The organism is Pacificoceanicola algae, assembly GCF_049341065.1.
GTDB lineage: Bacteria > Pseudomonadota > Alphaproteobacteria > Rhodobacterales > Rhodobacteraceae > Pacificoceanicola.
On the sequence record NZ_JBMPIX010000002.1, the window covers coordinates 133345 to 156872 of the forward strand.

General features: G+C 60.7%; 25 protein-coding genes. 8 read left to right on the forward strand and 17 right to left on the reverse strand.

The genetic code is table 11. The features are described from left to right. Window positions 1–125 precede the first annotated feature (125 nt). The 5 genes from ACOYQJ_RS03155 to ACOYQJ_RS03175 all read right to left on the reverse strand — a co-directional run bounded on the left by ACOYQJ_RS03155 (window position 126) and on the right by ACOYQJ_RS03175 (window position 5205). Window positions 126–635, reverse strand: a complete 510-nt coding sequence (locus ACOYQJ_RS03155; RefSeq protein WP_422904553.1) for a CarD family transcriptional regulator — start codon at window positions 633–635, stop codon at window positions 126–128. A 279-nt stretch (window positions 636–914) separates the two neighbouring features. Then, entirely contained in the window at window positions 915–1253 is a 339-nt protein-coding gene (gene fdxA, locus ACOYQJ_RS03160; protein WP_422904554.1) for a ferredoxin FdxA, read from the reverse strand. 55 nt (window positions 1254–1308) lie between these two features. Next, window positions 1309–1689, reverse strand: coding sequence for an RNA-binding S4 domain-containing protein (locus ACOYQJ_RS03165; RefSeq protein ID WP_422904555.1), 381 nt, complete (start codon window positions 1687–1689; stop codon window positions 1309–1311). Beyond that, window positions 1690–4635 carry a helicase-related protein gene (locus ACOYQJ_RS03170; RefSeq protein WP_422904556.1) on the reverse strand — a complete coding sequence of 982 codons (2946 nt, stop codon included), beginning with the start codon at window positions 4633–4635 and terminating at the stop codon, window positions 1690–1692. An 18-nt stretch (window positions 4636–4653) separates the two neighbouring features. Further along, entirely contained in the window at window positions 4654–5205 is a 552-nt protein-coding gene (locus ACOYQJ_RS03175) for a tetratricopeptide repeat protein (protein ID WP_422904557.1), read from the reverse strand. A 79-nt stretch (window positions 5206–5284) separates the two neighbouring features. On the opposite strand from ACOYQJ_RS03175, the gene ACOYQJ_RS03180 reads away from it, so the two are divergent. The 6 genes from ACOYQJ_RS03180 to ACOYQJ_RS03205 all read left to right on the forward strand — a co-directional run bounded on the left by ACOYQJ_RS03180 (window position 5285) and on the right by ACOYQJ_RS03205 (window position 12133). Next, window positions 5285–5575 (forward strand): SCP2 sterol-binding domain-containing protein, encoded by a 291-nt coding sequence (locus ACOYQJ_RS03180; protein WP_422904558.1) that lies wholly within the window; start codon window positions 5285–5287, stop codon window positions 5573–5575. 4 nt (window positions 5576–5579) lie between these two features. Continuing rightward, window positions 5580–6542, forward strand: coding sequence for an alpha/beta fold hydrolase (locus ACOYQJ_RS03185; protein ID WP_422904559.1), 963 nt, complete (start codon window positions 5580–5582; stop codon window positions 6540–6542). 36 nt (window positions 6543–6578) lie between these two features. Continuing rightward, the gene (locus ACOYQJ_RS03190) at window positions 6579–7592 is read left to right on the forward strand and encodes a ligase-associated DNA damage response exonuclease (RefSeq protein ID WP_422904560.1); all 1014 of its coding nucleotides are present in this window, start codon (window positions 6579–6581) and stop codon (window positions 7590–7592) included. A 3-nt stretch (window positions 7593–7595) separates the two neighbouring features. Further along, complete coding sequence (locus ACOYQJ_RS03195) at window positions 7596–9188, forward strand: ATP-dependent DNA ligase (RefSeq protein WP_422904561.1); 1593 nt, start codon at window positions 7596–7598, stop codon at window positions 9186–9188. Between the two features lie 103 nt (window positions 9189–9291). Then, the gene (locus ACOYQJ_RS03200; protein WP_422904562.1) at window positions 9292–10179 is read left to right on the forward strand and encodes a hypothetical protein; all 888 of its coding nucleotides are present in this window, start codon (window positions 9292–9294) and stop codon (window positions 10177–10179) included. 121 nt (window positions 10180–10300) lie between these two features. Next, the gene (locus ACOYQJ_RS03205; RefSeq protein WP_422904563.1) at window positions 10301–12133 is read left to right on the forward strand and encodes a M3 family oligoendopeptidase; all 1833 of its coding nucleotides are present in this window, start codon (window positions 10301–10303) and stop codon (window positions 12131–12133) included. A 251-nt stretch (window positions 12134–12384) separates the two neighbouring features. On the opposite strand, the gene ACOYQJ_RS03210 is transcribed toward ACOYQJ_RS03205, so the two are convergent. The 3 genes from ACOYQJ_RS03210 to ACOYQJ_RS03220 form a co-directional block, all read right to left on the reverse strand. Then, the gene (locus ACOYQJ_RS03210) at window positions 12385–12810 is read right to left on the reverse strand and encodes a hypothetical protein (protein WP_422904564.1); all 426 of its coding nucleotides are present in this window, start codon (window positions 12808–12810) and stop codon (window positions 12385–12387) included. Window positions 12811–12940: 130 nt separating this feature from the next. Further along, window positions 12941–13381 carry a ribose 5-phosphate isomerase B gene (gene rpiB, locus ACOYQJ_RS03215; protein ID WP_422904565.1) on the reverse strand — a complete coding sequence of 147 codons (441 nt, stop codon included), beginning with the start codon at window positions 13379–13381 and terminating at the stop codon, window positions 12941–12943. A gap of 107 nt (window positions 13382–13488) precedes the next feature. After that, complete coding sequence (locus ACOYQJ_RS03220) at window positions 13489–13758, reverse strand: DksA/TraR family C4-type zinc finger protein (RefSeq protein WP_422904566.1); 270 nt, start codon at window positions 13756–13758, stop codon at window positions 13489–13491. Between the two features lie 113 nt (window positions 13759–13871). On the opposite strand from ACOYQJ_RS03220, the gene ACOYQJ_RS03225 reads away from it, so the two are divergent. Beyond that, window positions 13872–14387: a glutathione peroxidase gene (locus ACOYQJ_RS03225; protein WP_422904567.1), complete on the forward strand. Its 516-nt coding sequence runs from the start codon at window positions 13872–13874 to the stop codon at window positions 14385–14387. Between the two features lie 57 nt (window positions 14388–14444). Here the strand turns inward: ACOYQJ_RS03225 and ACOYQJ_RS03230 are convergent, their stop codons facing one another. The 9 genes from ACOYQJ_RS03230 to ACOYQJ_RS03270 all read right to left on the reverse strand — a co-directional run bounded on the left by ACOYQJ_RS03230 (window position 14445) and on the right by ACOYQJ_RS03270 (window position 22610). Further along, window positions 14445–14684 carry an HP1242/YdcH family protein gene (locus tag ACOYQJ_RS03230; RefSeq protein WP_422904568.1) on the reverse strand — a complete coding sequence of 80 codons (240 nt, stop codon included), beginning with the start codon at window positions 14682–14684 and terminating at the stop codon, window positions 14445–14447. Between the two features lie 110 nt (window positions 14685–14794). Beyond that, complete coding sequence (locus ACOYQJ_RS03235) at window positions 14795–15394, reverse strand: thermonuclease family protein (RefSeq protein WP_422904569.1); 600 nt, start codon at window positions 15392–15394, stop codon at window positions 14795–14797. 140 nt (window positions 15395–15534) lie between these two features. Further along, on the reverse strand, window positions 15535–17187 hold the full coding sequence (betA, locus tag ACOYQJ_RS03240) for a choline dehydrogenase (RefSeq protein ID WP_422904570.1): 1653 nt from the start codon (window positions 17185–17187) through the stop codon (window positions 15535–15537). A gap of 84 nt (window positions 17188–17271) precedes the next feature. Continuing rightward, the gene (gene betC / locus ACOYQJ_RS03245; RefSeq protein ID WP_422904571.1) at window positions 17272–18777 is read right to left on the reverse strand and encodes a choline-sulfatase; all 1506 of its coding nucleotides are present in this window, start codon (window positions 18775–18777) and stop codon (window positions 17272–17274) included. Next, entirely contained in the window at window positions 18774–19343 is a 570-nt protein-coding gene (gene betI / locus ACOYQJ_RS03250) for a choline-binding transcriptional repressor BetI (protein ID WP_422904572.1), read from the reverse strand. Before betI ends, betC begins: the two co-directional genes overlap by 4 nt. Window positions 19344–19580: 237 nt before the next feature. Next, the gene (locus ACOYQJ_RS03255) at window positions 19581–19760 is read right to left on the reverse strand and encodes a hypothetical protein (protein ID WP_422904573.1); all 180 of its coding nucleotides are present in this window, start codon (window positions 19758–19760) and stop codon (window positions 19581–19583) included. Between the two features lie 216 nt (window positions 19761–19976). Beyond that, window positions 19977–20879, reverse strand: coding sequence for a DMT family transporter (locus ACOYQJ_RS03260; RefSeq protein ID WP_422904574.1), 903 nt, complete (start codon window positions 20877–20879; stop codon window positions 19977–19979). A 136-nt stretch (window positions 20880–21015) separates the two neighbouring features. Further along, a complete protein-coding gene (locus tag ACOYQJ_RS03265; protein WP_422904575.1) occupies window positions 21016–21753 on the reverse strand; it encodes a hypothetical protein in 738 nt (245 codons plus the stop codon). A 107-nt stretch (window positions 21754–21860) separates the two neighbouring features. Beyond that, a complete protein-coding gene (locus ACOYQJ_RS03270; RefSeq protein WP_422904873.1) occupies window positions 21861–22610 on the reverse strand; it encodes a YebC/PmpR family DNA-binding transcriptional regulator in 750 nt (249 codons plus the stop codon). A 124-nt stretch (window positions 22611–22734) separates the two neighbouring features. Here ACOYQJ_RS03270 and ACOYQJ_RS03275 point away from each other — a divergent pair, with 124 nt between their 5' ends. Further along, window positions 22735–23469 carry a glutamine amidotransferase gene (locus ACOYQJ_RS03275; protein WP_422904576.1) on the forward strand — a complete coding sequence of 245 codons (735 nt, stop codon included), beginning with the start codon at window positions 22735–22737 and terminating at the stop codon, window positions 23467–23469. The last annotated feature ends 59 nt before the right edge of the window (window positions 23470–23528 follow it).

The window sequence follows — 23528 nt, forward strand, 5'->3', positions numbered from 1 at the left end:
AAATACCCCGGGGAGTGTGAGGGGCTGGCCCCTCACCAATGCCACGTCAACAAAAGCGCAACGGATTGAAAAAGGGCCGCGCCAGATCGGCACGGCCCTTTCACTTTAAATCATGCGGTTGCCAATCAGGCTGCGCGCAGGTCCAGAACGTCGCCTACCTGCTTGGCGGCGGCCACTTCATCCCCACCGGCAACAGCGGCGACTTCACGGGTCAGACGTTCCAGCGCAGCTTCGTACAGCTGACGCTCGGAATAAGACTGCTCGCGTTGATCGTCGGCGCGGTGCAGGTCGCGCACCACTTCGGCAATGGCGATCAGATCGCCCGAGTTGATTTTCTGCTCGTACTCTTGGGCACGGCGCGACCACATCGCCCGCTTGACCTTGGCCTTGCCCTTGAGCGTTCTCATTGCCTGATCCACCACATCCGGCGAGCTGAGAGAGCGCATGCCCACTTCGGTGGCCTTGTGTGTCGGCACGCGAAGGGTCATCTTGTCTTTCTCGAAGGAGATCACGAACAGCTCCAACTGGATGCCGGCGATCTCTTGCTCTTCAATGTTCACGATCTGACCCACGCCATGGGCGGGATAGACCACGTATTCATTCGGACGAAATTCGGATTTCTTGGCCTTGCTCATCGTAAGTCGCTTCCTCGCAACTGTGCACAGGCGACAAAAAGAGCGACCGGAAACTGATCTGCCTCCGTTCACCCAATTATATCACTGTCAGATTACGCGCTAAACTGCACTGCAGCCCGGCACCCTGTGCTTTTCGGTTCCATATATGCAAGCATTATAACACAAAATTCGGCCCACTGGTAGCGGTCACGTAAAACGGGTTAATCCATGCAATAACAGTAGCCTACACGGCATTCCTCATGTCACGAGGCCAAGTTTTCAGTGCCGCGCCCGAATCGCTTAACCGCCTTCGCCCGGGGCTTCCGAAAAGTACTTGGTCAGCTTGTCGGTCTCGCCGTCGCGTTCTTCGGCCTCGGGCAGCTGGTCTTTCTTGGTGATAATGACCGGCCACATTTCCGAATACTTGCGGTTGAACTCAACCCATTTGTCCATGTCCGGCTCGGTGTCCGGCCGAATGGCGTCTGCCGGGCACTCGGGCTCGCAGACCCCGCAATCGATGCATTCATCGGGGTGGATCACCAACATGTTCTCACCCTCGTAGAAGCAGTCCACGGGACATACCTCGACGCAGTCGGTGTATTTGCAGGCAATGCAATTGTCGATGACGACATAGGTCATGGGTGTCTCATCCGTCTTGAACGTGTTGGGGGAGTAGCTAGACCACCGGGCAGGATCATTCAAGCGCCTCTCGGCGCGACTTTTCGAACTCGCGACGATCACGCTTGGTTGGCCGCCCCCCGCCCTCGAATTTCGGGGCCTCTGGCGCGCGCTCTTTCTTTTCAGGCGGTGCAAGGTCTTCGTACAGCGCTTGCGCCTCTGGCGCGGGGCCACGGCGCTCACCAAGCCCGAGCAGCTTGATCACCCGGACATCCTTGTCCTTTGGGAAGGTCACAACATCGTCAACGGTGAGTGCAAAGGCCGGTTTGGACACCCGTGTGCCGTTCACCCGGCAATGCCCCGCAGCGACAACCTTGGCTGCCAGCGTGCGCGTCTTGAAGAAACGCGCATGCCAGAGCCATTTGTCGATGCGGGTTTTGCCGGGAGTCTCAGCCAATTAGGACTTGTCCTTGAGCCCCATGAGCGCGGCCGCGAAGGGATTGTCCGGATCGATCGGCTTTTCCTTGCGGGGCGGGCGCGCCTCAAAGGTCTTGGGACCACGGTCGCCCTTTGGACCACCTTTGCCCTTGGGGCCACCCTTGCCGCGCGGCTTGCCGCCCTGTCCGCGGTTTTGACCTTGGCCTTGGCCCTGCCCTTGCTGACCCTCACGGCGCGGACGTCCGCCGCCGCGACGGTTGACATTGGCGCCGCGATTGCCGCCCCATGTGAAGGTGTAGAAAACCTCCATCTCGGGGCCAGCCAGCGCCGCATCGGGCGCAGTGCCCGGCAGGATTTCTTCTTCGGTGGTCTCGGCGATCGGGGTTTCTGGTGCGGCTTCGGCTGGCTCGGCCGACACAGGCGCTTCGCCCAGATCTTCCAGCTTGGCCACAGGTTCGGCCACATCCGCAGGTGCGGGAACCTCGTCAGCGCCGGGGACAATACCCGCCGGTTCCTCAGCGGCTGCGTCCATCACCGGCTTGTCCTCTGCCGAGGCGCCATCTGTGCCGACAACCGCGTCCACCGCTTTGACCTTTTCGCGTTCGCCCTTCTCGGCCTTGTAACCGAGGCCCTGCATCAGGTCCGCGAATTGTTCCAGCGTCATCCCGGTGATCGAGAGCATGTCGGCCTTGGCTTCAAAGCCAGCGCGGCTGTCCTCTGTCCGGATCATGTCCGCCAGACGTTCCAGCATGTCGATGCGAATCGCGCGAGCACCCGCCTTGCGGTAGCCAGCCAGCGTATAATGCTGCTCGGGCACTTCGGCGATATTTGGCACAGTCACCAATCCCGGAGGCGGCGCTTCGGGGAATTCGTCCAGACCGTTGGCAAGCGACCAAAGCACCAGACGCAGACGCGTCGGGGCGGGTTTCAGCAAAAGCGGCATGAAAATCGTGTACTGGCCGAAACGCACACCGTGCTTGCGCAGCGCACCGCGGGCGTCCTGATCCAACGCCTTGACCTCGTCGGCCACGTCAGCGCGCGGGATCACCCCCATGCCCTCGACCAGACGGAAGGCAAAGCCGCGCACCAGACCGGACAGGGTTTCATCGTCCTGCATCTTGGTCAGCGGCTCAAACAGCGCCGAGATCTTGCGATCAATGAAATGCTGCAAGCGGCGCTCGACCTTGGCGGCGACATCGGCGCCTGCCTCATCATCGACAAAGGCGACAATGCGCGGTTTGAGCGGATCATCGCCCTTGGCCAGCTTGCCCACGGCTTGCTGCCCCCACATCAGACCGCCCTGTTCGGTAAAGTCGATCTCGGTATCGGGGGCGTTATAAAACCGGTCCGCCCGCAAATGGAAATGCGGCGCCAGCGCCTGCAACGAGGCCTGCTTGAGTGTCTTGGCCTCTTGGCCTTGCGCGTCGCGGTCCTGACGGAACCGGAACCCTTCGAGTTTCCCGACGAATTCACCTTCGACGGTCACTTCACCTTGATCGTTTACTTCGGCCAAAAGGGCCTCCTTCTGTTTCAACCGGCGAAGCAGAACACTGGTCCGCCGATCTACAAATCTTTGCGTCAGAGCCGCATGCAGCGCATCTGACAGGCTGTCTTCTACAGCGCGGGTTGCCTCGCGCCAATGGGTTTCGTCACGGGTCCAACCGCGCCTTTGCGCCACATAGGTCCAGGTCCGGATATAGGCGAGACGTTTCGACAATGTGTCAATGTCGCCATCCGTCCTGTCGATCCGCTTGACCTGCCGGGCCATAAAATCGTCTGGCACTATACCAGTTTCATGCAGGTGCCGAAAGATAACGCTGAGCAGGCCCGCATGTTCCGCAGGCGAAATTCCGCGAAAATCCGGGATGCGGCAGACATCCCAAAGCAATTGCACCGATTGCGGACTGCTGGCGCGGGCAAGAACCTCGGCCTCGGCCGCCAAGGTGCGCAGGGCGCGCAGATCGTCCGCCTCGCGGGCTTTGACAAGGTTTGGATCGTCCGGGGACAGATCAAGGCTGCGGTCCAGCGCGTCGATAGAGCCGAAATTCAGTTTGGCATTGCGCCAGTTCAGTTTCTTAAGCGGAGTGAACTGGTGGTTGCAGATCGCGTCCACCCAGTCATCCGGGATCTGCCCCGTGTCCCCGGTCGTGCCAAAAGTGCCGTGGCTCATGCCGCGCCCTGCCCGGCCAGCGATCTGCGCCAGCTCGTTCGGCATCAATTGACGCATCCGCCGACCGTCGAACTTGATCAACGAGGAAAAGGCGACGTGGTCGATGTCCAGATTCAGCCCCATGCCGATGGCGTCCGTGGCCACCAGATAATCGACCTCGCCATTCTGGTACATCTCGACCTGCGCATTGCGCGTTCGAGGGCTCAAAGCCCCCATAACCACCGCTGCGCCGCCCTTTTGACGCTTGAGTAGTTCGGCAATCGCATAGACATTATCAACCGAAAAGCCGACAATAGCCGTCCGATGCGGCAGTCTGCTTATCTTTTTCGAACCTGTATAGGATAATTGGCTCATCCGCTCCCGGCGCACGAATTCGACGCCGGGGACCAGCGCGGCAATCGGCCCACGCATGGTGTCCGAGCCCAGAAACAGCGTCTCGTGCGTGCCGCGCATCCGCAACAGGCGGTCGGTAAAAACATGGCCGCGTTCGGGGTCGGCGCAAAGTTGGATTTCATCAACTGCGACGAAATCGGCCCCCATGCCCTCGGGCATGGCTTCGACCGTGCAGACCCAATACTGCGCGCGCGTCGGCACGATGCGTTCCTCGCCCGTGACCAGCGCCACCAAAGAAGGTCCGCGAATGGCAACGATCTTGTCGTAAACCTCGCGCGCAAGCAGACGCAGCGGCAGACCGATCACCCCTGATCGGTACCCCAACATCCGTTCGATGGCATAGTGGGTCTTGCCTGTGTTGGTCGGGCCAAGAATGGCCGCAACCCGTGCGCTCAGGGCCATTGGGCCGACTTTCCTAATTCAGAGCGTAACGCCCTTCACTTCGCGTTCGAGCCGTTCGAGCGCTTTCATTACGTCCTCATCATACGGCCGAATTTCAAGTACCCTTTGATAGGCCTCATAGGCAAGCGCCGGATGACCGGTCTGTTCGTGCACCGCGCCGACCCCGCGCAGCGCCGCAAAATGGTGCGGGTTCAACGCCAGAACCCGCTCCAGCGCATCCATCGCAGGACCGTAACGCTCGGCCTGATAGTACGCCAGGGCCAGACCGTGCCAGCCTTCCGCAAAGTCAGGCGCATGATCGGTCAGGGCGCGGAAATGCTCGGCGGCTTCGGCAAATTTCTGCACTTCCAGCGCGTCGTTGCCACGTTTGAGCAACAAATCCATCGCTGCAGAGCCGGATTTTGACCATTCATCAATGATTTGCCGCTCCAATCGGTCGGCGGCGGCCGCATCCTCGGCGGCCCCGAGCTGTCGCAACAACTCTTCGGCGCGGCTTTCCGCCGATGCCCCCAAGGGTAGGGAAATCATGACTAGGGCAACAAGTGCCGCAAGGGTAAATTTGAACTTCATTTTGCCTGCGCTCATAGTGTGCCATCAGTGTAGCCCCTGTGCGCCGATTTTCCAGCGCACGAAACCGAGAGGATAAACTATGAGCGAGACTCTAACCGCGGCCGTCACGGCTTTGAACGAAAAACTGGCGGGCGAAGGGTTTGATGGCACCGCTAAATTCGTTCTCGGCGATGAAGGCAGCCTGATGATCGATTCGGATGGCGCGCGGATTGGTGATGACGATGCGGACGTGACGCTCAGTGCGGATGTCGACACGTTCCAACAGATTTTCGAGGGTGAGACGAACCCGACCAACGCCTTTATGTCGGGCAAGCTGACTGTGGATGGTGATATGGGCGCCGCGATGCGGCTGGCCTCATTACTAGGATAAAGCGATGCTGACCTCTGCCCCTTTCCATGCCGATCTGGCCGAAGGTCCCGCACATTCGCGGGCATACTGGATCACGGCTTCCGATGGGCTGCGCCTGCGCATCGCCCATTATCCGGCAGGTGAAGGGGCACAGGGCACGGTTTTGTTGTTTCCTGGCCGCACCGAATATGTCGAGAAATACGGCCGGACCGCCGCCGATCTGGCGGCGGCAGGCTATCACACGCTGGCGATCGACTGGCGCGGTCAGGGACTGGCCGACCGGATGCTGAATGACCCCCGCACCGGGCATGTCCATGTTTTCGAAGACTATCAGCTTGATGTATCGGCAATGCTGCATACGGCAGCTGAATTGGGACTGCCGCAACCGATGCACCTGATAGCCCATTCCATGGGTGGCTGCATAGGCCTGCGCGCCGTGATGGACGGGCTGCCGGTGAAGTCCTGCGTCTTTACCGGGCCGATGTGGGGTATCCGCATCGCCGAGCCGCTGCGCCCCGCCGCATGGGCGCTGTCTTGGGGCAGCAAGCAGATGGGCCTGTCGCATCATTACGCCCCCGGCACCGGCATCGACAGCTATGTCGCCTCCGCTCCGTTCGAAGACAACCTGCTGACCACCGACCCTGAAATGTGGGATTACATGCGCCGTCAGATACTTGCCCGGCCCGAGCTGCAACTTGGCGGCCCTTCGCTGGGCTGGCTGCACGAAGCGCTGAGCGAGACCCGCATGCTGGCCCGCCGCCCCTCTCCAACGCTGCCTTGCCTGTGTTTCACCGGCACAAATGAGCGGATCGTCGACATCCCACGTATCCAATCGCGCATGGCCCACTGGCCCGGCGGAAAGCTGATCATGGTCGACAAGGGCGAACATGAAATCCTTATGGAAAGCAGCGACATGCGCCAGAGCGTCACGCAACAGATGCTGGCGCTATTCGATGGCAGCGCAAGAAAGCGCGCCTTGACCGCCTGATCTGGCAAACCACGCGCACTGCCCTATAATTGCCGGATGGCGGACCCTCTTCTCAGCTTTACCGACCGAGGAATTTACTGCGCGCGCGGCGATTTTCATATCGACCCGTGGCGCCCGGTTGCGCGCGCATTGATCACTCATGGGCACGCCGACCACGCCCGCCCGGGCCACGAGGCCTATTTGTGCAGCCATGCGGCCCTGCCCGTCATGCGCCACCGGCTGGGCGATATCAGCGCCGAAGGCATTGCTTACGGCGAAACACGCGAGATTGGCGGCGTCACGGTCTCATTCCATCCCGCCGGGCATATCCCCGGCTCGGCCCAGATCCGCGTCGCCCACAAGGGCGAGGTCTGGGTGGTCTCGGGCGATTACAAGACCACGCCAGACGGTTTGTGCGAAGCCTTCGAGCCGGTTTCCTGCCAGCACTTCATCACCGAATGCACCTTTGGTCTACCGGTTTTCAAATGGGCGCCGCAACAAATGGTGGCCAACGAAATCAACAGCTGGTGGGAAGCGCAGGCCCGCGCGGGCGGCTATGCTCTGCTCGGGGCCTATTCGCTGGGAAAGGCGCAACGATTGCTTCGGATGATCGACCCAGGCATCGGTCCGATCCTGACCCATGGAGCGGTCGAAGCCACCAACGCAGTGCTGCGCGCTCAGGGGTACGACTTACCAACCACCCATCAGGTGACCCCCGACATGGATATCAAAGCGCAGGCAGGCGCGCTGGTAATCGCGCCGCCCGCCGCCCTTGGCAGCGCCTGGGCACGGCGGTTCAAAGGCGCGTCTACCGGGTTTGCCAGCGGTTGGATGCGGCTGCGCGGGGTGCGGCGGCGGCGCGGCCCGGATCGCGGATTTGTCGTCTCGGACCATGCCGATTGGGAGGGGCTGCTGGACGCCATCAAAGCCACCGGCGCGGAAAACATCTACGCCACACATGGTTACACCGAGATCTTTGCGCGGCACCTGTTGGAACTGGGCTATAACGCGCAGGTCGTTCCGACCGAATTCGGCGGCGAAGACGATAGCCCCGAGACCGAGGCCGCCTGAGACATGCAGGACTTTGCCCGGCTTTTCATCAGCATTGACCAGACCACGAAAACCAAAGCGAAAACAGAGGCTTTGGCAGAGTACTTCAGTCAAGCCGATGATCACGACAAACTTTGGACGATTGCGCTGTTTTCCGGCAGGCGCCCAAAGCGCGCCGTAACCACAACCCAGTTGCGCGAATGGGCCGCCGAACGGGCGGAGCTGCCACTTTGGCTGCTGGAGGAAAGCTATCCGATCGTCGGAGATCTGGCTGAAACCATCGCTCTGATCCTGCCGCCCGAGGTGGAGAACACTAACAAAGGATTAACCCATTGGATCAATTATTTGCGAAACCTAACGAATGTTGAACTTGAAGACAGGAAGGCGCAAATCCTTGCCGCATGGGACCAGTTGGACGCGACGCAAAGGTTTCTTTTCAACAAGCTGATCACCGGTGGCTTTCGCATTGGGGTCAGCCAGAAACTCATGACCCGCGCGCTGGCCACGGCCACCGGGCAGGACGAGGCGACGCTGGCGCTGAAACTTATGGGCGGCTGGACGCCCGAAACGGTCACCTTTCATTCCCTGATAGAGGCCGACAACCCGCAGGCCGATGAAAGCCGTCCCTATCCCTTTTACCTTGCCTATCAATTGGACGGTCTGCCGCGCGATCTGGGCGATCCCGCAGACTGGCAGGCCGAATGGAAATGGGATGGTATTCGCGGCCAATTGATCCTGCGCGCTGGCAGTCATCACCTTTGGTCGCGCGGCGAAGAGCTGATCACAGACCGCTTTCCCGAGTTTGCCCGCGCGGCGGATTTTCTGCCCCCTGGCACGGTTCTGGATGGCGAGATTGTCACATGGGACGGCGCCCAGCCGATGAGTTTTGCAACCCTTCAACCCCGGATCGGTCGCAAAACCGTGCCCAGGAAGCTGCTGAAAGAAGCGCCCGTGATCCTTCTGGCCTACGACCTTCTGGAGCACGCGGGCGAGGATTTGCGCAACATCCCATTGACTGATCGCCGCGCAAAACTGGACGCGTTGCTGCACGACCTTCCGGATGAGGCAGCGGTGCGCGTCTCTCCGATGATCGCCTTTGCGGAATGGGACGATCTGGCGCAAATCCGCGCCACCTCGCGCGACAAGAAGGCCGAGGGCCTGATGCTGAAGCGCAAGGACAGCCCCTATTTGTCGGGCCGCAAAAAAGGCGACTGGTGGAAATGGAAGCTGGATCCGCTGACCGTGGATGCGGTGATGATCTATGCTCAGCAGGGTCACGGGCGCCGCGCCAATCTGTTCACCGATTTCACGTTTGCCCTCTGGCAAGGCAACGAGTTGGTGCCCTTCACAAAGGCCTATTCCGGCCTGACGGATGCCGAATTCGCCCAGATCACCGCCTGGGTGCGCAAGAACACCCTGCAACGCTTTGGCCCCGTGCGGCAGGTGCGCCCCGAGCATGTGTTCGAGATCGCCTTTGAGGGGATTCAGGCCAGTCCTCGGCACAAATCCGGTATCGCGCTGCGCTTTCCTCGCATGGCGCGATGGCGGCACGACAAGTCCCCGCAAGAGGCAAACAGCCTACGCGATTTGCAGAAGATGCTGGCGCTATACGGCTGAAATCCGCGCAAAAATTGCCCGTCCGCCTGTCAGCCCGGCAGATCACCTTTTGCCGCCCGGCCAAGCGTGCCATTCTGTCTGTCCCTATTTTCGGAACGCAACCATGCCCCTTTCTGATCGGCTAAAAGCAATCCCCCTTGTCGCGCTCGCTTTTAGCGCAGTCCCAGCTTTCGCGCAGTCCTTACACCTGGCCGGTGAGGCTTCGGTCAGCGCCACCACGGTCGCCGATGATCCAGCAATTGGCCGCTTGGATTTCGACCTGACATTTCCGCTGGCCGCACAGCGCGGCCTGCCGCTGTCTCTGGAAATCGGTGCCTTCGCGTATGTCCTGCCGCAAAAGCGCCCGCATGAAACCTATGTGGCGCTGGCTTGGGACGAGCGCTTGCGGCTGGGTGTGGTGCGTCCCGCTTATGACTTTGTGCTGCCGTCTGTCTTTGCCCGCCACGCACCCTATCTGGCCTATGCCCGGGCCGAATACGCCCGCGCCTACACAACGACCAATGCTATGCGCCGCACTGCAGTCCCTTGGGGCCTGTCTTACACCGATCAAAGCGACACCGTAAAATGGGCGGCCTCAGCTCACAACGCCAGCAAGGGCGGCTTTCGCAGCGCCTCGCTCGCAGCGCGGTGGGACCGTGGCGAATGGCAATTGGCCGCTGCGGCCGAGTGCGTCTGGGATTTCACCGGCGCGCACGGCGGCACCAACGCCAAACTGGGCGCAAGCTGGACAGGCGCCCCCTGGACCGTTGGCGCGGCCTACTTGCACCCCGGGGCCGAAAAACTGCCCGACGCGGTTTCGCTTGACGTCAGCTATCAGATCAATTCGCATCTGAGCCTATCGGGCTTTGGCGAGGTCACCGACAAGGGGCAAGACGACGCCTTTGGCATCGCGGCGGAATATGCCCTGCCGCCCAAAGCTGCGCTGTCCCTGGCCGCCACGCAATGGCACGGCGACACAGGCCTGCACCTGACCCTGAGCCGCCACTTCTAGGCCGACCGGACAGACAGTCTGCGCCAGTCCCAATTGCGTCCTGCCCGGCGATTTTAACCGAAAACCGGTTCCCACTTTTCCGTTTGCGCACTATGTCATGGGCAACAGACAAGAGGACACCATGAAGCACAGCCATTTTCCCCAGCCCAAACCGCTTTTCGATGCCAATGCCAGCGCGGGCGGAAAGGACCTTGGCAAGCTGCCCGAGTGGGATCTGACCGATCTTTACCCTTCCGAAGACGCCCCAGAACTGAAGCGCGATCTGGACTGGCTGGAGCAAGCCTGCGCCAGTTTCGCCGCCGACTACGAAGGCAATCTGGCCAGCCTCGACGCCGCCGGTTTCCTTGAGGCCGTGCACCGTCACGAGAAGATCGAGAACATCGCCGGGCGGATCATGTCTTTTGCCGGTCTGCGCTATTATCAGATGACGACGGATGCCGAGCGCGCCAAGTTCCTGTCCGACACGCAGGAAAAGATCACCATCTACACCACCCCGCTGGTCTTTTTCACGCTCGAACTGAACCGGCTGGACGATGGCCATCTTGACGGACTGTTCGCCAGCAACGCCGATCTGGCCCGTTATAAACCCGCCTTTGATCGCATCCGCGCGATGAAGCCCTATCAACTGTCCGACGAGCTGGAGAAATTCCTGCACGATCTGGGGGTTGTCGGCGACGCATGGGAACGGCTGTTCGACGAAACCATCGCCGGGTTGAATTTTGAGATCGACGGCGAAGAGCTGAACATCGAAAGCACCCTGAATTTCCTGACCGAGCAGGACCGCTCCAAACGCGAAGCCGCCGCTCAGGAACTGGCCCGCGTCTTTCAGGACAACATCAAGATCTTTGCCCGTGTCCACAACACGCAGGCCAAGGAAAAGGAAATCATGGATCGCTGGCGTGGGATGCCGACCGCGCAAACCGGCCGCCACCTGTCAAACGATGTCGAGCCCGAGGTCGTGGAGGCGCTGCGCAATGCTGTGGTCGCCGCCTACCCGCGCCTGTCGCACCGCTACTACGCGCTCAAGGCCAAGTGGCTGGGTCTCGATACCATGCAGGTCTGGGACCGCAACGCGCCGCTGCCGATGGAAAGCACGCGCACCGTCGGTTGGGACGAAGCGCGCGAGACCGTGATGAACGCCTACAACGCCTTCGATCCGCGCATGGGCGAAATCGCTCAGCCCTTCTTTGACAAAGGTTGGATCGACGCGGGCGTGAAGCCCGGCAAGGCCCCCGGCGCCTTTGCCCACCCAACCGTCACTGACGTACACCCCTATGTGATGCTGAACTACCTTGGCAAACCGCGCGACGTGATGACCCTCGCGCACGAACTCGGCCACGGCGTGCATCAGGTGCTGGCCGCCGGACAGGGCGAGATGCTGGCCTCAACCCCGCTGACGCTGGCAGAAACCGCATCGGTCTTTGGCGAGATGCTGACTTTCCAGCGCATGCTGGCGAACGCGAAGGATGACGCGGAGCGCAAAGTCATGCTGGCGGGCAAGGTCGAGGATATGATCAACACGGTCGTACGCCAGATCGCCTTCTACGACTTTGAATGCAAGCTGCACGAGGCCCGCCGCGGCGGCGAGCTGACCCCCGAGGACATCAACGCGTTGTGGATGTCCGTTCAGGCCGAAAGCCTTGGTCCGGTCTTCGACTACATGCCCGGGTACGAGACCTTCTGGGCCTATATCCCGCACTTCGTGCACTCGCCCTTCTACGTCTATGCCTATGCCTTTGGCGACGGTCTGGTGAACGCCCTCTACGCCGCCTATCAGGAACAGCCTGAGGGCTTTCAGGACAAGTATTTCGACATGCTCAAGGCGGGCGGATCAAAACACCATTCCGACCTGCTGGCCCCCTTCGGGCTTGACGCCTCGGACCCCAAATTCTGGGACAAGGGCCTGTCGATGATCGAAGGCTTCATCGACCAGCTGGAGGCGATGGAGGGGTGAAGTCCGATCCGCAACGCGACAAAGGATGAAGCTGAACAGCCTGCTTTCCAGTGGAAAGCAGGCCCGCTGAACGGGGAACCCTTGAGGCCGGAACGGACAACGCAGATGCGGACAAGAGCTTGCCAGAACCAATAAGGTTTTGCTGAAGGTTTCTTGCCCGACTAACCGAATGAGTTTGGGTAAGCCTGCATGCGATGACAAAAATCATTGTTTGTGACAGGCAGTTATTGTCCGCTGTGGGGGCGATGCGGTCAGCGCAGGGAACGAAGTTTGAACAGAAGTATTGCAGACATTGGCATGGAGGCCAGTGCAGCGGCGAGCAGCGTGTCAGGAATCGAGAATGCGGTGTAGAAGATCGATGCGCAATCGAGGCTCGCGAGGAAAAGCGAAAAGCACGTTGAAAGCACGCAGAGTGCGAACGCGACGATCTCGTACCCGGCAACCCGGCGTTTGAAGCGAAACACCCTGACAACCATCGGGATCGAGAAAACTGCAAAGGCGAAAAGCATCGCGTCATCGTCGCCCCCCGAACTCAAAAGATTGCGGCAGAAGAATGGGCCACCTTGAGAGGGCGAAGCTAGACCGGCAGAAAGATCACCGATTTTGACACCGACAAACGCCATCAGAAACAACAGCGCGGCGTAGGTCAGAGATGCGATTTGGTACTTGGTTTTCACTACTATCAATCACAGTTTCACATGTTGTGTTTGGGGCCTGCACAATCGAGTTGAAGCTTGAAACCGCGCAAGAAAGGTCAGAACGCATACGTTTGGATCACCGGCGAAAAACACGTTTAGACCCGACACCCTACCCCTCGATCATCTCCACACGCGTTGCGTGGCGGCCACCTTCGAACTCGGTCTCAAGGAACGCATCGACGATCTCCAGCGCCAGACCTTCGCCGACGACACGCGCGCCCAGCGCCAGCATGTTGGCGTCGTTATGCGCGCGGATCATGCGGGCCGAGAATGTCTCGGCGCAAACACCACAGCGGATGCCCTGCACCTTGTTGGCGGCCATCATGATGCCCTGTCCGGTGCCGCACACCACGATGCCAAAGTGGCAATCGCCGGAAGCGACGCGCTCGGCGGCGGCCTTGCCGTGCAGTGGGTAATGCGTGCTTTCGGTCGTGACCGGGCCGATGTCCTCGACGTCCCAGCCCTGTGCGGCGATATGCTTGGCGATGGCCTGACGCAACTCGATGGCGGCGTGGTCACTGGAAAGAACGATGCGTTTTTCGGCAGTCATGGTCTGTTGATCCTGTCTAAGGGCTGCACGGCACTGCGATCAGGCCCGCGCCCGATGCCTGTCGGTTTTGATCGCCAGCGCGCAAAATCGCAAGCCCCCTGCCTGCGTCACTTCAACTGGCTGTCCTTGGAGCCGCGACGGTTGAACCCGCCGCGCGGCACCTCCCGCCCCTGCCTCTCGGATGCGCAGTCGATACACAGCTTGACCCCCGGCAACGCCAGTCGGCGCTTTTCCGGGATTTCCTCGCCGCATTCGGCGCATTCCGTCAGGCTTTCGCCCACAGGGCTGCGCCGGGCCTTCAGGCGGGCCAGTTCGTCCGCGATGGACGCCTCGATCTGTTCGTTCACCGCGCCGTCGCGGCTCCATCCTCCGGCCATGGGTCGCCCTCCGCTTGCCCGCACAGCTTAGCGAAGCCTGTGATCGTCCGAAACTGTTTTGAAACTTTCTGGCGCCAGCCTACGTATATCTCTCAAACACCCGGAGGTTTGCGATGATCCGTTCCCTGCTTTTGGCCATTGGCCTGTCCCTTGCCGCGCTGCCCGCCTCAGCCGGTTTCAGCTTTGCCAATATCGACGGCGGCACCATTGATCTGGATGATTACAAGGGCCACCCGGTTCTGGTGGTCAACACCGCCTCGCGCTGCGGGTTCACGCCGCAATACGACGGGTTGCAGGCGCTCTATGATCGCTACCGTGATCAAGGGCTGGTGGTTCTGGCCGTGCCGTCGGACGACTTCCGGCAGGAATTGTCCTCGGCCGAAGCGGTCAAGGATTTCTGCGCGGTCAACTTCAACCTGACCCTGCCGATGACCGATATCACCCATGTCAAAGGCACGCAGGCGCATCCTTTCTATCAATGGCTGCGCGACACGAAGGGGTTTGAGCCGTCGTGGAACTTCAACAAAGTACTGCTTTCGCCCGAGGGGCAGCCGGTCGCGACCTTTGGCAGCACCGCACGTCCGCTGTCGCGCAAGATCACCAGCCAGATCGAGGCAATGCTGAAATAAGTAACGCCCCCGCCTAAGGTGACCCGGGCGGGGGCGATTTGCGGTCATCAGGACGCATCAGGCTTTGCTGAGCATCCCCCAGATCTGATCTTTCAACGCCGCACGCTGCTTGCGCAGTTGCTCTTCGGCCAGCTGTTCCATCGGCTCGACATTCGTCTCGGCGCGATGCACCTGCCGGTTGATCTCGTGATATTCGTCGGCCAGCTTGGAAAAATGCGCATCCGTCTGTTTCAGCGCGCTCATCTGTTCGACCTTGTCAGGGAATTCTTCTGCAAGCTCATGGGGTGTATGCGACATTGGCGTCTCCTTCGATTTGACTGTTCGAATAAGAGATTGAGGCTTTCGCGCCCGCGCCACCTTGACCCTGATCAAGCCGCCGAAAAACTTTGCAAAAGGCTGCGCAAAAATCAGTGAACGGCGCGGCGCCAGCCTGCGGACTGCGCTTCGGCTTCGGTGCAAAACCACCTTTCGCCTTTTGCCTCGGAGATGCGGGTCCGATCATACCATTCCTGCCCCGGAAGATGGTAAATAAGCGCGCCATTGTTCTGGCTGATGTTGCCCTTGATCCGGCAATCTTCGGGGCCGCCGCGTGCGTTCCAAAGGGTCCGCGCCTTACGCGAGGCGGATCGGAAGGCGTCAGGCGATTGCACCCCGACCGCGTGCAACCCGCGCCCAGCCTGTGCCGCATCGCGTTCATCGCCCGCATAGTCGAGCGCGTATTTGAGATAGGCAAAGGCCAGTCCGCTTTGCACCAGCGCCTGCCCCATATCTTCGCCGTCCACCGCGCAGCGCGCCACCGTACGGCCATAGCGGTCACGGTCCAGCGCCTCGCAATCGGCCACGCGCCCGGCATAGCGTGCCCGCACCTCGCCCGAGGACCAAGCCCCGCAGGCCCACATCGGAATGCCTTCCCCACCACACATCTGATCGCTTTCAGGCGCGTCGATCCCGTAAAGGCGCACCCGCTCACCGGCGATTTCAACCGTATCGCCGTCAATCACCCGCATCTTGCCGACAAGATCAGCAAAAGCTGGCTGGCTGAGGAATAGCAGAACGAGAAGTGAACAAATTCTTAACATTCGGTTAATTTCGGGACTCTAGCCCCGGAATTCAACCGATTCCCCTCGAAAAGGTTAATGCGTGATGCTCAGCGCTGCGAGTTCTGCCAATCCGGATGCATCCAGGGTTCGCTGTTGTCGCTGGGCAATTGCCGCCCCAACACATGATCCGAGATCTTTTCGCCCACCATGATCGAGGGCGCGTTCAGATTGCCGTTAGTGATGCGCGGGAAAACCGAACTGTCGGCGACGCGCAGCCCCTCAACGCCGATCACCCGGCCTTGCGGGTCCACCACCGCGCCGGGATCATCGGCCCGCCCCATGCGGCAGGTGCCACAGGGATGATAGGCGCTTTCGACCTCGTCGCGGATAAAGGCATCAAGGGCCTCGTCCGATTGCACGGCGTCACCGGGTTGGATTTCATGACTGCGGTAGGGGGCAAAGGCGTCTTGCCCGAAAATCTCGCGCGTCAAGCGGATCGCTCGGCGGAAATCCTGCCAATCCTGGTCAGTGCTCATGTAGTTGAAGAAAATCTTTGGCGCCTCGGCCGGATCAGCAGACCGCAAAGTGACCGCCCCGCGTGAAGGCGAGCGCATCGGACCGACATGAGCCTGAAACCCGTGACCTTCGGCGGCGACCTTGCCGTCATACCGGACCGCAAGCGGCAGGAAATGGTATTGGATATCCGGGTAATCCACGCCCGCCTGCGAGCGGATAAAGCCCGTGCTTTCAAACTGGTTGCTGGCCCCCGGCCCGTCGCGGCGCAGCAGCCAGCGCGCGCCGACATAGGCCTTGCCCAGAAGGTTCCAGTATTTGAACAGGCTCACCGGCTGGCTGGCCGCCATCTGAAGATACAGTTCAAGATGGTCCTGAAGGTTCTGCCCTACCCCGGCGCGATCCGCGATTGGCGTGATCCCGTGTTCGGCCAGATGCGACGCCGGTCCAACACCTGACAGCAGCAAAAGCTGGGGCGAATTGATGGCCCCGGCGCTGAGGATCACCTCGCGCGTGGCTTCGATCACCTCGGTGCGGCCTTTGCGGGCAATCTCAACGCCCGTCGCGCGGCCATCGCGGAACACCACGCGCTGCGCAAGGCCATTTACCACCTGCGCCCCCAGCGCCTGCGCCGGGCGCAGATAGGCCTTGGCCGCCGACCAACGCGCGCCCTGCCAGACGGTCATCTCAAAGGGGCCAAACCCTTCTTGCTGATGGCCGTTGTAATCACCGGTGACGGGATAGCCCGCCTGCTGGCCCGCTTCGACAAACGCCTGCACCAACGGGTTGTCCCGCTTGCCGCGCGTGACGTGCAAGGGGCCATTGGTGCCGCGCCAAGCCGGATCGCCGCCGTGGCCACCGTCATGCCAGTTTTCCTGACGTTTGAAATAGGGCAGCACATCGGCAAAGCCCCAGCCATCGGCCCCCTGATCGCGCCAGAAGTCATAGTCGCGGGCGTGGCCGCGCACATAAATCATGCCGTTGATGCTGGACGATCCGCCAAGGACCTTGCCGCGCGGACAGGCCAACCGTCGCCCGCCCAGATGCGGTTCGGGTTCGGACTGATAGCCCCAGTCATAGCGCTTCATGCTCATAGGGTAGGACAGTGCGCCCGGCATGTTGATGAAAGGGCCCCAGTCGCTGCCGCCATGTTCGATCACGATGACGGAGCGGCCTGCCTCGGCCAGGCGATAGGCCATGGCGCAGCCCGCGCTGCCCGCGCCAACAACTACGTATTCAGCTTGCATTGCCGCACCTCATTTGCGCTCGAGGCGGGCCGGCGTGTCGTTTGCCACCGGTTCAGCCCGCGCCTGCCTTGCCTGTCCCTGCGCTTATTCCCCGCGCGGAAAGCGTTGATTTTCTTCGACATCGTTCAGGTCCATGTGGTTGCGCATGTAGCGCTCCGAGGCCTTTTGCAGCGGCTGGAAATCCCAAGGGTAATACCCCCCCTGCCGCAACGCTTCGTACACCACCCAGCGACGGGCCTGAGACTGCCGCACCTCGGCGTCGAACCGTTCGAGATCCCAGCGCTCGGCGGCCATCTGGCGGAACCGTTCCAGAACCGCGGCATGTTCGGGCGCCTCGGCCAGATTGGTCAGCTCGTGCGGATCCGCCTCGAGGTCAAAAAGCTGCTCGGGGTCCAAGGCGCAGTTGGTGTACTTCCACTGGCCCTGCCGAAGGGCCACCAAAGGCGAATAAGACGCCTCGGCCGCGTATTCCATCGCCACCGGGCTGACGCGCGTGCCACCGGTCAACAGCGGCACAAGGCTTTCGCCCTCGGTCCAGGGCATGACCTCGCTCATGTCCACGCCGGCCAGATCGCACAGGGTTGGACAGACGTCGATGTTGCTGACCGGAGCCTTTACGCTGCCCCCCTGACCGCCCGGCAGAGCGATCATCATCGGCACCCGCGCGCTGCCTTCGTAAAAGCACATCTTGAACCACAGCCCGCGTTCACCCAGCATGTCGCCGTGGTCGCTGACAAAGACGACGACGGCCTCTTGGCGCGTGTCTTCAAGGGTTTGCAGCAACACCCCGATCTTTTCATCAAGGTACGAGATATTGGCGAAATAGGCCCGGCGCGAACGGCGGATGTCTTCGTCCGTGATGTCGAAACTGCGCCAATCGTTGGCGTCGAAAATGCGCTTTGCGTGGTTGTCGTGATCCTCGTAGGGCATCGCGGGCACCACGGGATCAAGGTGTTCGCAATCCTCGTACATGTCCCAGAACTTCTTTCGGGCGACATAGGGATCATGCGGATGGGTAAAGCTGACGGTCAGACACCAGGGCCGGTCGTCCTTGCCGCGTGCAAGATCATAGATCTTCATTTTGGCGAAATGCGCGACCTCGTCGTCATACTCCATCTGGTTGGTGATCTCGGCCACGCCAGCGCCCGTGACGCTACCCATGTTGTGATACCACCAGTCGATGCGTTCGCCGGGCTTGCGGTAATCCGGGGTCCAGCCGAAATCGGCGGGGTAGATGTCAGTGGTCAGGCGCTCCTCAAAGCCATGCATTTGGTCGGGACCGACAAAATGCATCTTGCCGGACAGGCAGGTGAAATACCCCGCGCGGCGCAGGTGGTGGGCATAGGTCGGGATATCACTCGCGAACTCGGCGGCGTTGTCATAGACCCGTGTCATGCTGGGCAACTGGCCAGACATATAGCTGGCGCGCCCGGGTGCGCAGAGCGGACTGGCCGTATAGGCATTGGCAAAGCGCGTGGCGCGTTTGGCCAGCGCCTTGAGGTTCGGCGCGTGGAGCCACTCTGCCGGGCCGTCCGGAAACAGCGTCCCGTTCAACTGGTCAACCATCACGATCAGAATATTCGGTTTCATGAAGTTTCTCCCATCATGGCATAGGCAGATTTCAGAACCCGGTCCGCTGCCCCTTCGATACCGCCCCCGGCCAGCGCGGCGCGCAGATACACCCCGTCGATCATCGCCGAGAGCGCCTCGGCCACAGGTTCGGGATTGGTGCAGCGCGGGCGCAGGGCGTGAATCAGGTTGGACCGCAGTCGGGATTGATAGATCCGCAACAGGCGCGCAGCCTCGGTGTCGCTTTGGGCAAGGACGTAGAAATTGAGCCAGGCGGCAATGGTCGCGGGCTGGAAACAGCTGTCAGCGAAATTCGCCGCCACGATGGCCTCGAGTCTGCGGCCCTTGGGCGCCTTGGCCAAAGCTTGCCGGACCTCACTGCTGTAGTCCGTCAGGATTTGGCGCATGGCCGCCAGAAATATCTGGGCCTTGCCGCCAAAATAGTGGTGCGCCAATGCGCTGGACATGCCCGCGCGTTTGGCGATCTGGCTCACCGTCACATCAAGCGAGCCTGCCTGCCCGATCTCTTCGACCGTGGCGGCAACAAGCGCTGCGCGGCGTATGGGTTCTTGTCCGACCTTTGGCATAGCGCCTTGGTGCCGGTTATTGACTGGCCAGTCAATCAAAATCCAGAGGAGAATAGCAACGCGCCGGATTGAAGCCCATCATTCTCTGCCCAATGCCCGGCGCAGAGGCAAAACGGCACGCACAAAGCGCAGATCGGATGTCATCGCCAAGGGCCAATTGGGCCCGCGGCACTTTCACAGGCCATCCCTTGCCTGCAAGCAGCCGTTTTCCCGGCCGAGGCCGGTGTTCAAGAAAGTTCAGGCTTCGATGGTGCCCAGCAGGACATTCTGCGGCAGGCGGGCGACTTCGATACCGCTGTCCGTCCGGCGCAGGTTGTAGCCATAGCCACGCATCCGAAAGCGCCACTCGGCTTCCGACAGAACCTTCTCGCGCTCGCTAAGAAGGAATGCCTCGATCTCATGCATATTCTCGGTCAACTTATTCTCCGCAAACATTTTGTGTACTCCGACGTTAAATGCTGTGGGTTACACACTGTTTAAGGAATTGGGCTCAATTGTGCCGCGCTTGGGGATTTTTCAAGATATGGAAACAATCGCCGATTTCCGAGGTTTCTATGCACTACTTGACGCACCGCAAACCCAGCTATCACGCTGATATCAAATACCAATCTGCGATCGACGAAAAAGCCTAAATTAGAGTTTTATCTCGCCGACAGCGGGGGTAACACGGCGTTTCAACACCGCTTCGCGCCACGTGATAAAGACCACGGCGCCCAAAATCAGCGCTCCGCCGGCGATCACCCAAGGGTCGGCGGGTTCGCCAAAGAACAGTGCGCCCAGCAACACGGACCAAACCAATTGCAAAAAGGTAATCGGCTGGGTCACCGTGATCGGCGCCGCCGCAAAAGCCAGCGTCATGGTGTAATGGCCAGCCGTGGCAAAGCAGGCGACACCAAACAGAATGCCCAGATCCCCCCATGACGGCCATACCCAGACCGCAAAGGCCATGGGCGCCAGACCAATCGTCACCGTGACTGACAGCATACCGACAACCACAGCCGCGTTCACCTCGCTCGAAAATATCTTGGCCAGCAGGTACGAGATCGAAAAGACAAAAGCGGTACCCAACATGGCGATATGGCCCGCGTCGAGTTCGCGAAACCCGGGGCGCAGGATGATCAGCGCCCCTACCAAGGCCGCCGCAATGGCCGCGATTCGCCGCAGGGCCAGTTTTTCGCCAAGGAAAAACACCGCGAGGATCGTGACATAGACCGGATTGAGGTAGTTCAACGCCGTCACCTCGGCGATCGGGATACGGGTCATCGCATAGAACCACATGGCAACCCCGACAGAATGCACAACGCCGCGCAGGGTAAACAGCTTCCACAGGCGCGGGGTCATCTTGGCTGTGCGGATCGACGGCCACATCGGGATCAGAAAGACAAGCCCCAGCAGATACCGCAAAAAGGCAGATTCCGCGGCGGGCACACGCCCCCCCAGCGTTTTGACAAGCGCCGTAACCGCCACAAAGCAAAGCCCCGTGAACATCATCCAGAAAATGCCAAGTCCCGGGCGCTGCGCTGCGTCTGTCTCCATAGGAACAGGCTTAGAGCATCTGTCAGCAGGGACAAGCCCCTAGCCCAAAAGCCGTTTTACCATGATGGCACAGGCAGTCGGGCTGATGATCTGATCCCCCCTGCGCCACGCTGCGGGTTGCGAGGCTGGAAACACGTCAGCGCCGCACCAGGGCCTCCAGCAGTACGCCGATGCGGAACAGCAGCCGGTCCTTACGCTCGGCCAGTTGCCGGATTGTCATCCGCCGGCGCCGCACAACGGCCCGCGCAAGGCGGAATTCGGCCCGCCGTTTACGGTCCAGCCACGCCTTGGGCAACACCCGCCGCACTGCTTTCCACAGCCAGCCCAATTGCAGAAAGGCCAGCATCTTGAAGGCGGTCTTTTGCACACTGACCCAAAGCGATTTGCCCAAGGCCGCTGCCGCCGCAGCCAGCCACAGCGGCAACTTGACCGAGAAAAGCACCAGCCACAGACCCAGCGATGTCACCGACAGCGCCAGCGTCACACACAGGATGATCCCCCAGGCCAGCGCCTTTTCCAAAGGCGACAGCGCCGCGAACCACGCCATCATGCGCGTGTGCAGGGTTTTCACCCCGACAAGATAGCCCTCGATAAAGGCTTTGAAGCGCCGCAGCAGAGCCCGCCCCATGACCAACGGCAGCACCGTGCTCATCAGCCATTTCTTGAGCAGTTCCACACGGAAAAACGCCGCGCCCTGCGATTTGAGCCAGACAAGAAGGACCGGCCATTCGATCATCCAAAGCTTTTTTCCCAGCACCTTGATCTGCACAAGGATCAGACCCAGTGCGATCAGCACCTCTTGGCCGAAATACCAAGTGGCCAGGGCCGATAGACCCACAGCCAAAAGCAAAAGACCCAGTGCCCTAAAATACATCAAGTGACCCAACCGGCGCGTTCAAAAGCAAAACGCGGCCGCAAGGGTCTGCGGCCGCGATAGGCTGGGGCTGTGCCCGTGATATGCACGCTGGGTGCATGGAAAAATCAGGCGTCTTCGAGCTGTGCCATGACCTCGTCCGAGGCTTCGAAATTGGTGGTGACGCGCTGCACGTCGTCGTCATCTTCGAGGGCTTCAACCAGCTTCATCAGCGACTGCATGCCGTCCAGATCCAGTTCGGTTGTGGTGGTGGGTTTCCACATCAGCTTGGTCGATTCCGACTCGCCCAGTTCAGCCTCAAGCGCGGTCGAAACCTCGTTCAGATCGGTGTCGGCGCAGCTGATGATATGGCCATCCTCACCGCTTTCCACATCCTCGGCGCCGGCTTCGATCGCGGCCATCATGATGGTGTCGGCATCGCCCGCGTCAACGGGATAGATGATCTCTCCCTTGCGTTCGAACATGAAGCCGACGCTGCCGGTTTCACCAAGATTGCCGCCGTTCTTGGTGAAGGTCGAACGCACGTTGGACGCGGTGCGGTTGCGGTTGTCGGTCATCGCCTCGACGATCACCGCCACGCCGTTCGGGCCATAGCCTTCATAGCGGATTTCTTCGTAATCTTCGCCCTCGCCGCCCAGCGCCTTTTTGATGGCGCGCTCGATATTGTCCTTCGGCATGGACTGCGATTTGGCTTCCTTGACCGCCAGACGCAGGCGCGGGTTCTTGTCGGGGTCCGGGTCACCCATCTTGGCTGCGATGGTGATCTCTTTGGAAAACTTCGAGAAAAGCTTTGCCCGCACCTTGTCCTGACGGCCCTTGCGGTGCTGGATGTTTGCCCATTTGGAATGGCCGGCCATGATGTTCGCCTCTTGCACGGAATTGATAAACTGCGGGTCTCTATAGGCCATGCAGGGCAGGCTTGCCAAGGGCGCGGCGTTGATGCCTCTTGGCAATTTGGACCCGCCATCTTAAGCCTCTGCCATGGCACGCTTTCTTATCCTGCAGCTGCGCCCCGAAACCGAGGCCAGCAACGACGAATACCAGGCCTTTCTGAACAAGGGCGGTCTGAGCGACGGGCAATGTCACCGCATCCGTCTGGATTGCGAGGATCTGCCCGAGGCACTGGACCCAAGCGATTACGCCGGGGTGATCGTGGGCGGCGGGCCGGGATGTGTGTCGGACCCACCCGAAAAGAAAAGCGCCGTCGAGGCCCGGATCGAAGCTGCCTGTCTGGCGATGATGCCTGCGATCACGCGACATGACGTGCCATTCATGGGCTGCTGCTATGGTATCGGCATTCTGGGGCATCATCTGGGCGCCGAGGTCAGCAAGGCGCGCTATGGTGAGGCGGTTGGACCTTCGACCTGCGCCAAGACGCCGGACGGTGCGGCCGATCCGCTGGTGTCGGCGCTTCCTGACCGTTTTGACGCTTTCGTGGGCCACAAGGAAGCCCTGCAAGAACTGCCCGATGGCGCTGTTCATCTGCTGTCATCTGCCCCCTGCCCGTTTCAGATGATCCGCTACGGTCAAAACGTCTATGCCACGCAGTTCCACCCCGAGGCGGATGCAAGCGGCTTTGAGACCCGCATCAAGATCTACAAGCATCGGGGGTATTTCCCGCCCGAGACGGCTGATGATCTGATCGCGATGTGCCGCGCGGCGGATGTGACATGGCCGGAAAAGATCCTCGAAGGCTTTGTCAGCAGATACCGCTAGCGCCCGTGGGGGCCAGCCCCCACACCCCCGGGATATTTGAAGACCGATGAAATCCGGCG

Coding starts and splice junctions, on each gene's coding strand:
- ACOYQJ_RS03155 (WP_422904553.1), bottom strand. CDS start 635: ATGAGCAAGGCCAAGAAATCCGAATTTCGTCCGAATGAATACGTGGTC.
- fdxA (WP_422904554.1), bottom strand. CDS start 1,253: ATGACCTATGTCGTCATCGACAATTGCATTGCCTGCAAATACACCGAC.
- ACOYQJ_RS03170 (WP_422904556.1), bottom strand. CDS start 4,635: ATGGCCCTGAGCGCACGGGTTGCGGCCATTCTTGGCCCGACCAACACA.
- ACOYQJ_RS03175 (WP_422904557.1), bottom strand. CDS start 5,205: ATGAAGTTCAAATTTACCCTTGCGGCACTTGTTGCCCTAGTCATGATT.
- ACOYQJ_RS03180 (WP_422904558.1), top strand. CDS start 5,285: ATGAGCGAGACTCTAACCGCGGCCGTCACGGCTTTGAACGAAAAACTG.
- ACOYQJ_RS03185 (WP_422904559.1), top strand. CDS start 5,580: ATGCTGACCTCTGCCCCTTTCCATGCCGATCTGGCCGAAGGTCCCGCA.
- ACOYQJ_RS03190 (WP_422904560.1), top strand. CDS start 6,579: ATGGCGGACCCTCTTCTCAGCTTTACCGACCGAGGAATTTACTGCGCG.
- ACOYQJ_RS03195 (WP_422904561.1), top strand. CDS start 7,596: ATGCAGGACTTTGCCCGGCTTTTCATCAGCATTGACCAGACCACGAAA.
- ACOYQJ_RS03200 (WP_422904562.1), top strand. CDS start 9,292: ATGCCCCTTTCTGATCGGCTAAAAGCAATCCCCCTTGTCGCGCTCGCT.
- ACOYQJ_RS03205 (WP_422904563.1), top strand. CDS start 10,301: ATGAAGCACAGCCATTTTCCCCAGCCCAAACCGCTTTTCGATGCCAAT.
- rpiB (WP_422904565.1), bottom strand. CDS start 13,381: ATGACTGCCGAAAAACGCATCGTTCTTTCCAGTGACCACGCCGCCATC.
- ACOYQJ_RS03220 (WP_422904566.1), bottom strand. CDS start 13,758: ATGGCCGGAGGATGGAGCCGCGACGGCGCGGTGAACGAACAGATCGAG.
- ACOYQJ_RS03225 (WP_422904567.1), top strand. CDS start 13,872: ATGATCCGTTCCCTGCTTTTGGCCATTGGCCTGTCCCTTGCCGCGCTG.
- ACOYQJ_RS03230 (WP_422904568.1), bottom strand. CDS start 14,684: ATGTCGCATACACCCCATGAGCTTGCAGAAGAATTCCCTGACAAGGTC.
- ACOYQJ_RS03235 (WP_422904569.1), bottom strand. CDS start 15,394: ATGCGGGTGATTGACGGCGATACGGTTGAAATCGCCGGTGAGCGGGTG.
- betA (WP_422904570.1), bottom strand. CDS start 17,187: ATGCAAGCTGAATACGTAGTTGTTGGCGCGGGCAGCGCGGGCTGCGCC.
- betC (WP_422904571.1), bottom strand. CDS start 18,777: ATGAAACCGAATATTCTGATCGTGATGGTTGACCAGTTGAACGGGACG.
- betI (WP_422904572.1), bottom strand. CDS start 19,343: ATGCCAAAGGTCGGACAAGAACCCATACGCCGCGCAGCGCTTGTTGCC.
- ACOYQJ_RS03260 (WP_422904574.1), bottom strand. CDS start 20,879: ATGGAGACAGACGCAGCGCAGCGCCCGGGACTTGGCATTTTCTGGATG.
- ACOYQJ_RS03265 (WP_422904575.1), bottom strand. CDS start 21,753: ATGTATTTTAGGGCACTGGGTCTTTTGCTTTTGGCTGTGGGTCTATCG.
- ACOYQJ_RS03270 (WP_422904873.1), bottom strand. CDS start 22,610: ATGGCCGGCCATTCCAAATGGGCAAACATCCAGCACCGCAAGGGCCGT.
- ACOYQJ_RS03275 (WP_422904576.1), top strand. CDS start 22,735: ATGGCACGCTTTCTTATCCTGCAGCTGCGCCCCGAAACCGAGGCCAGC.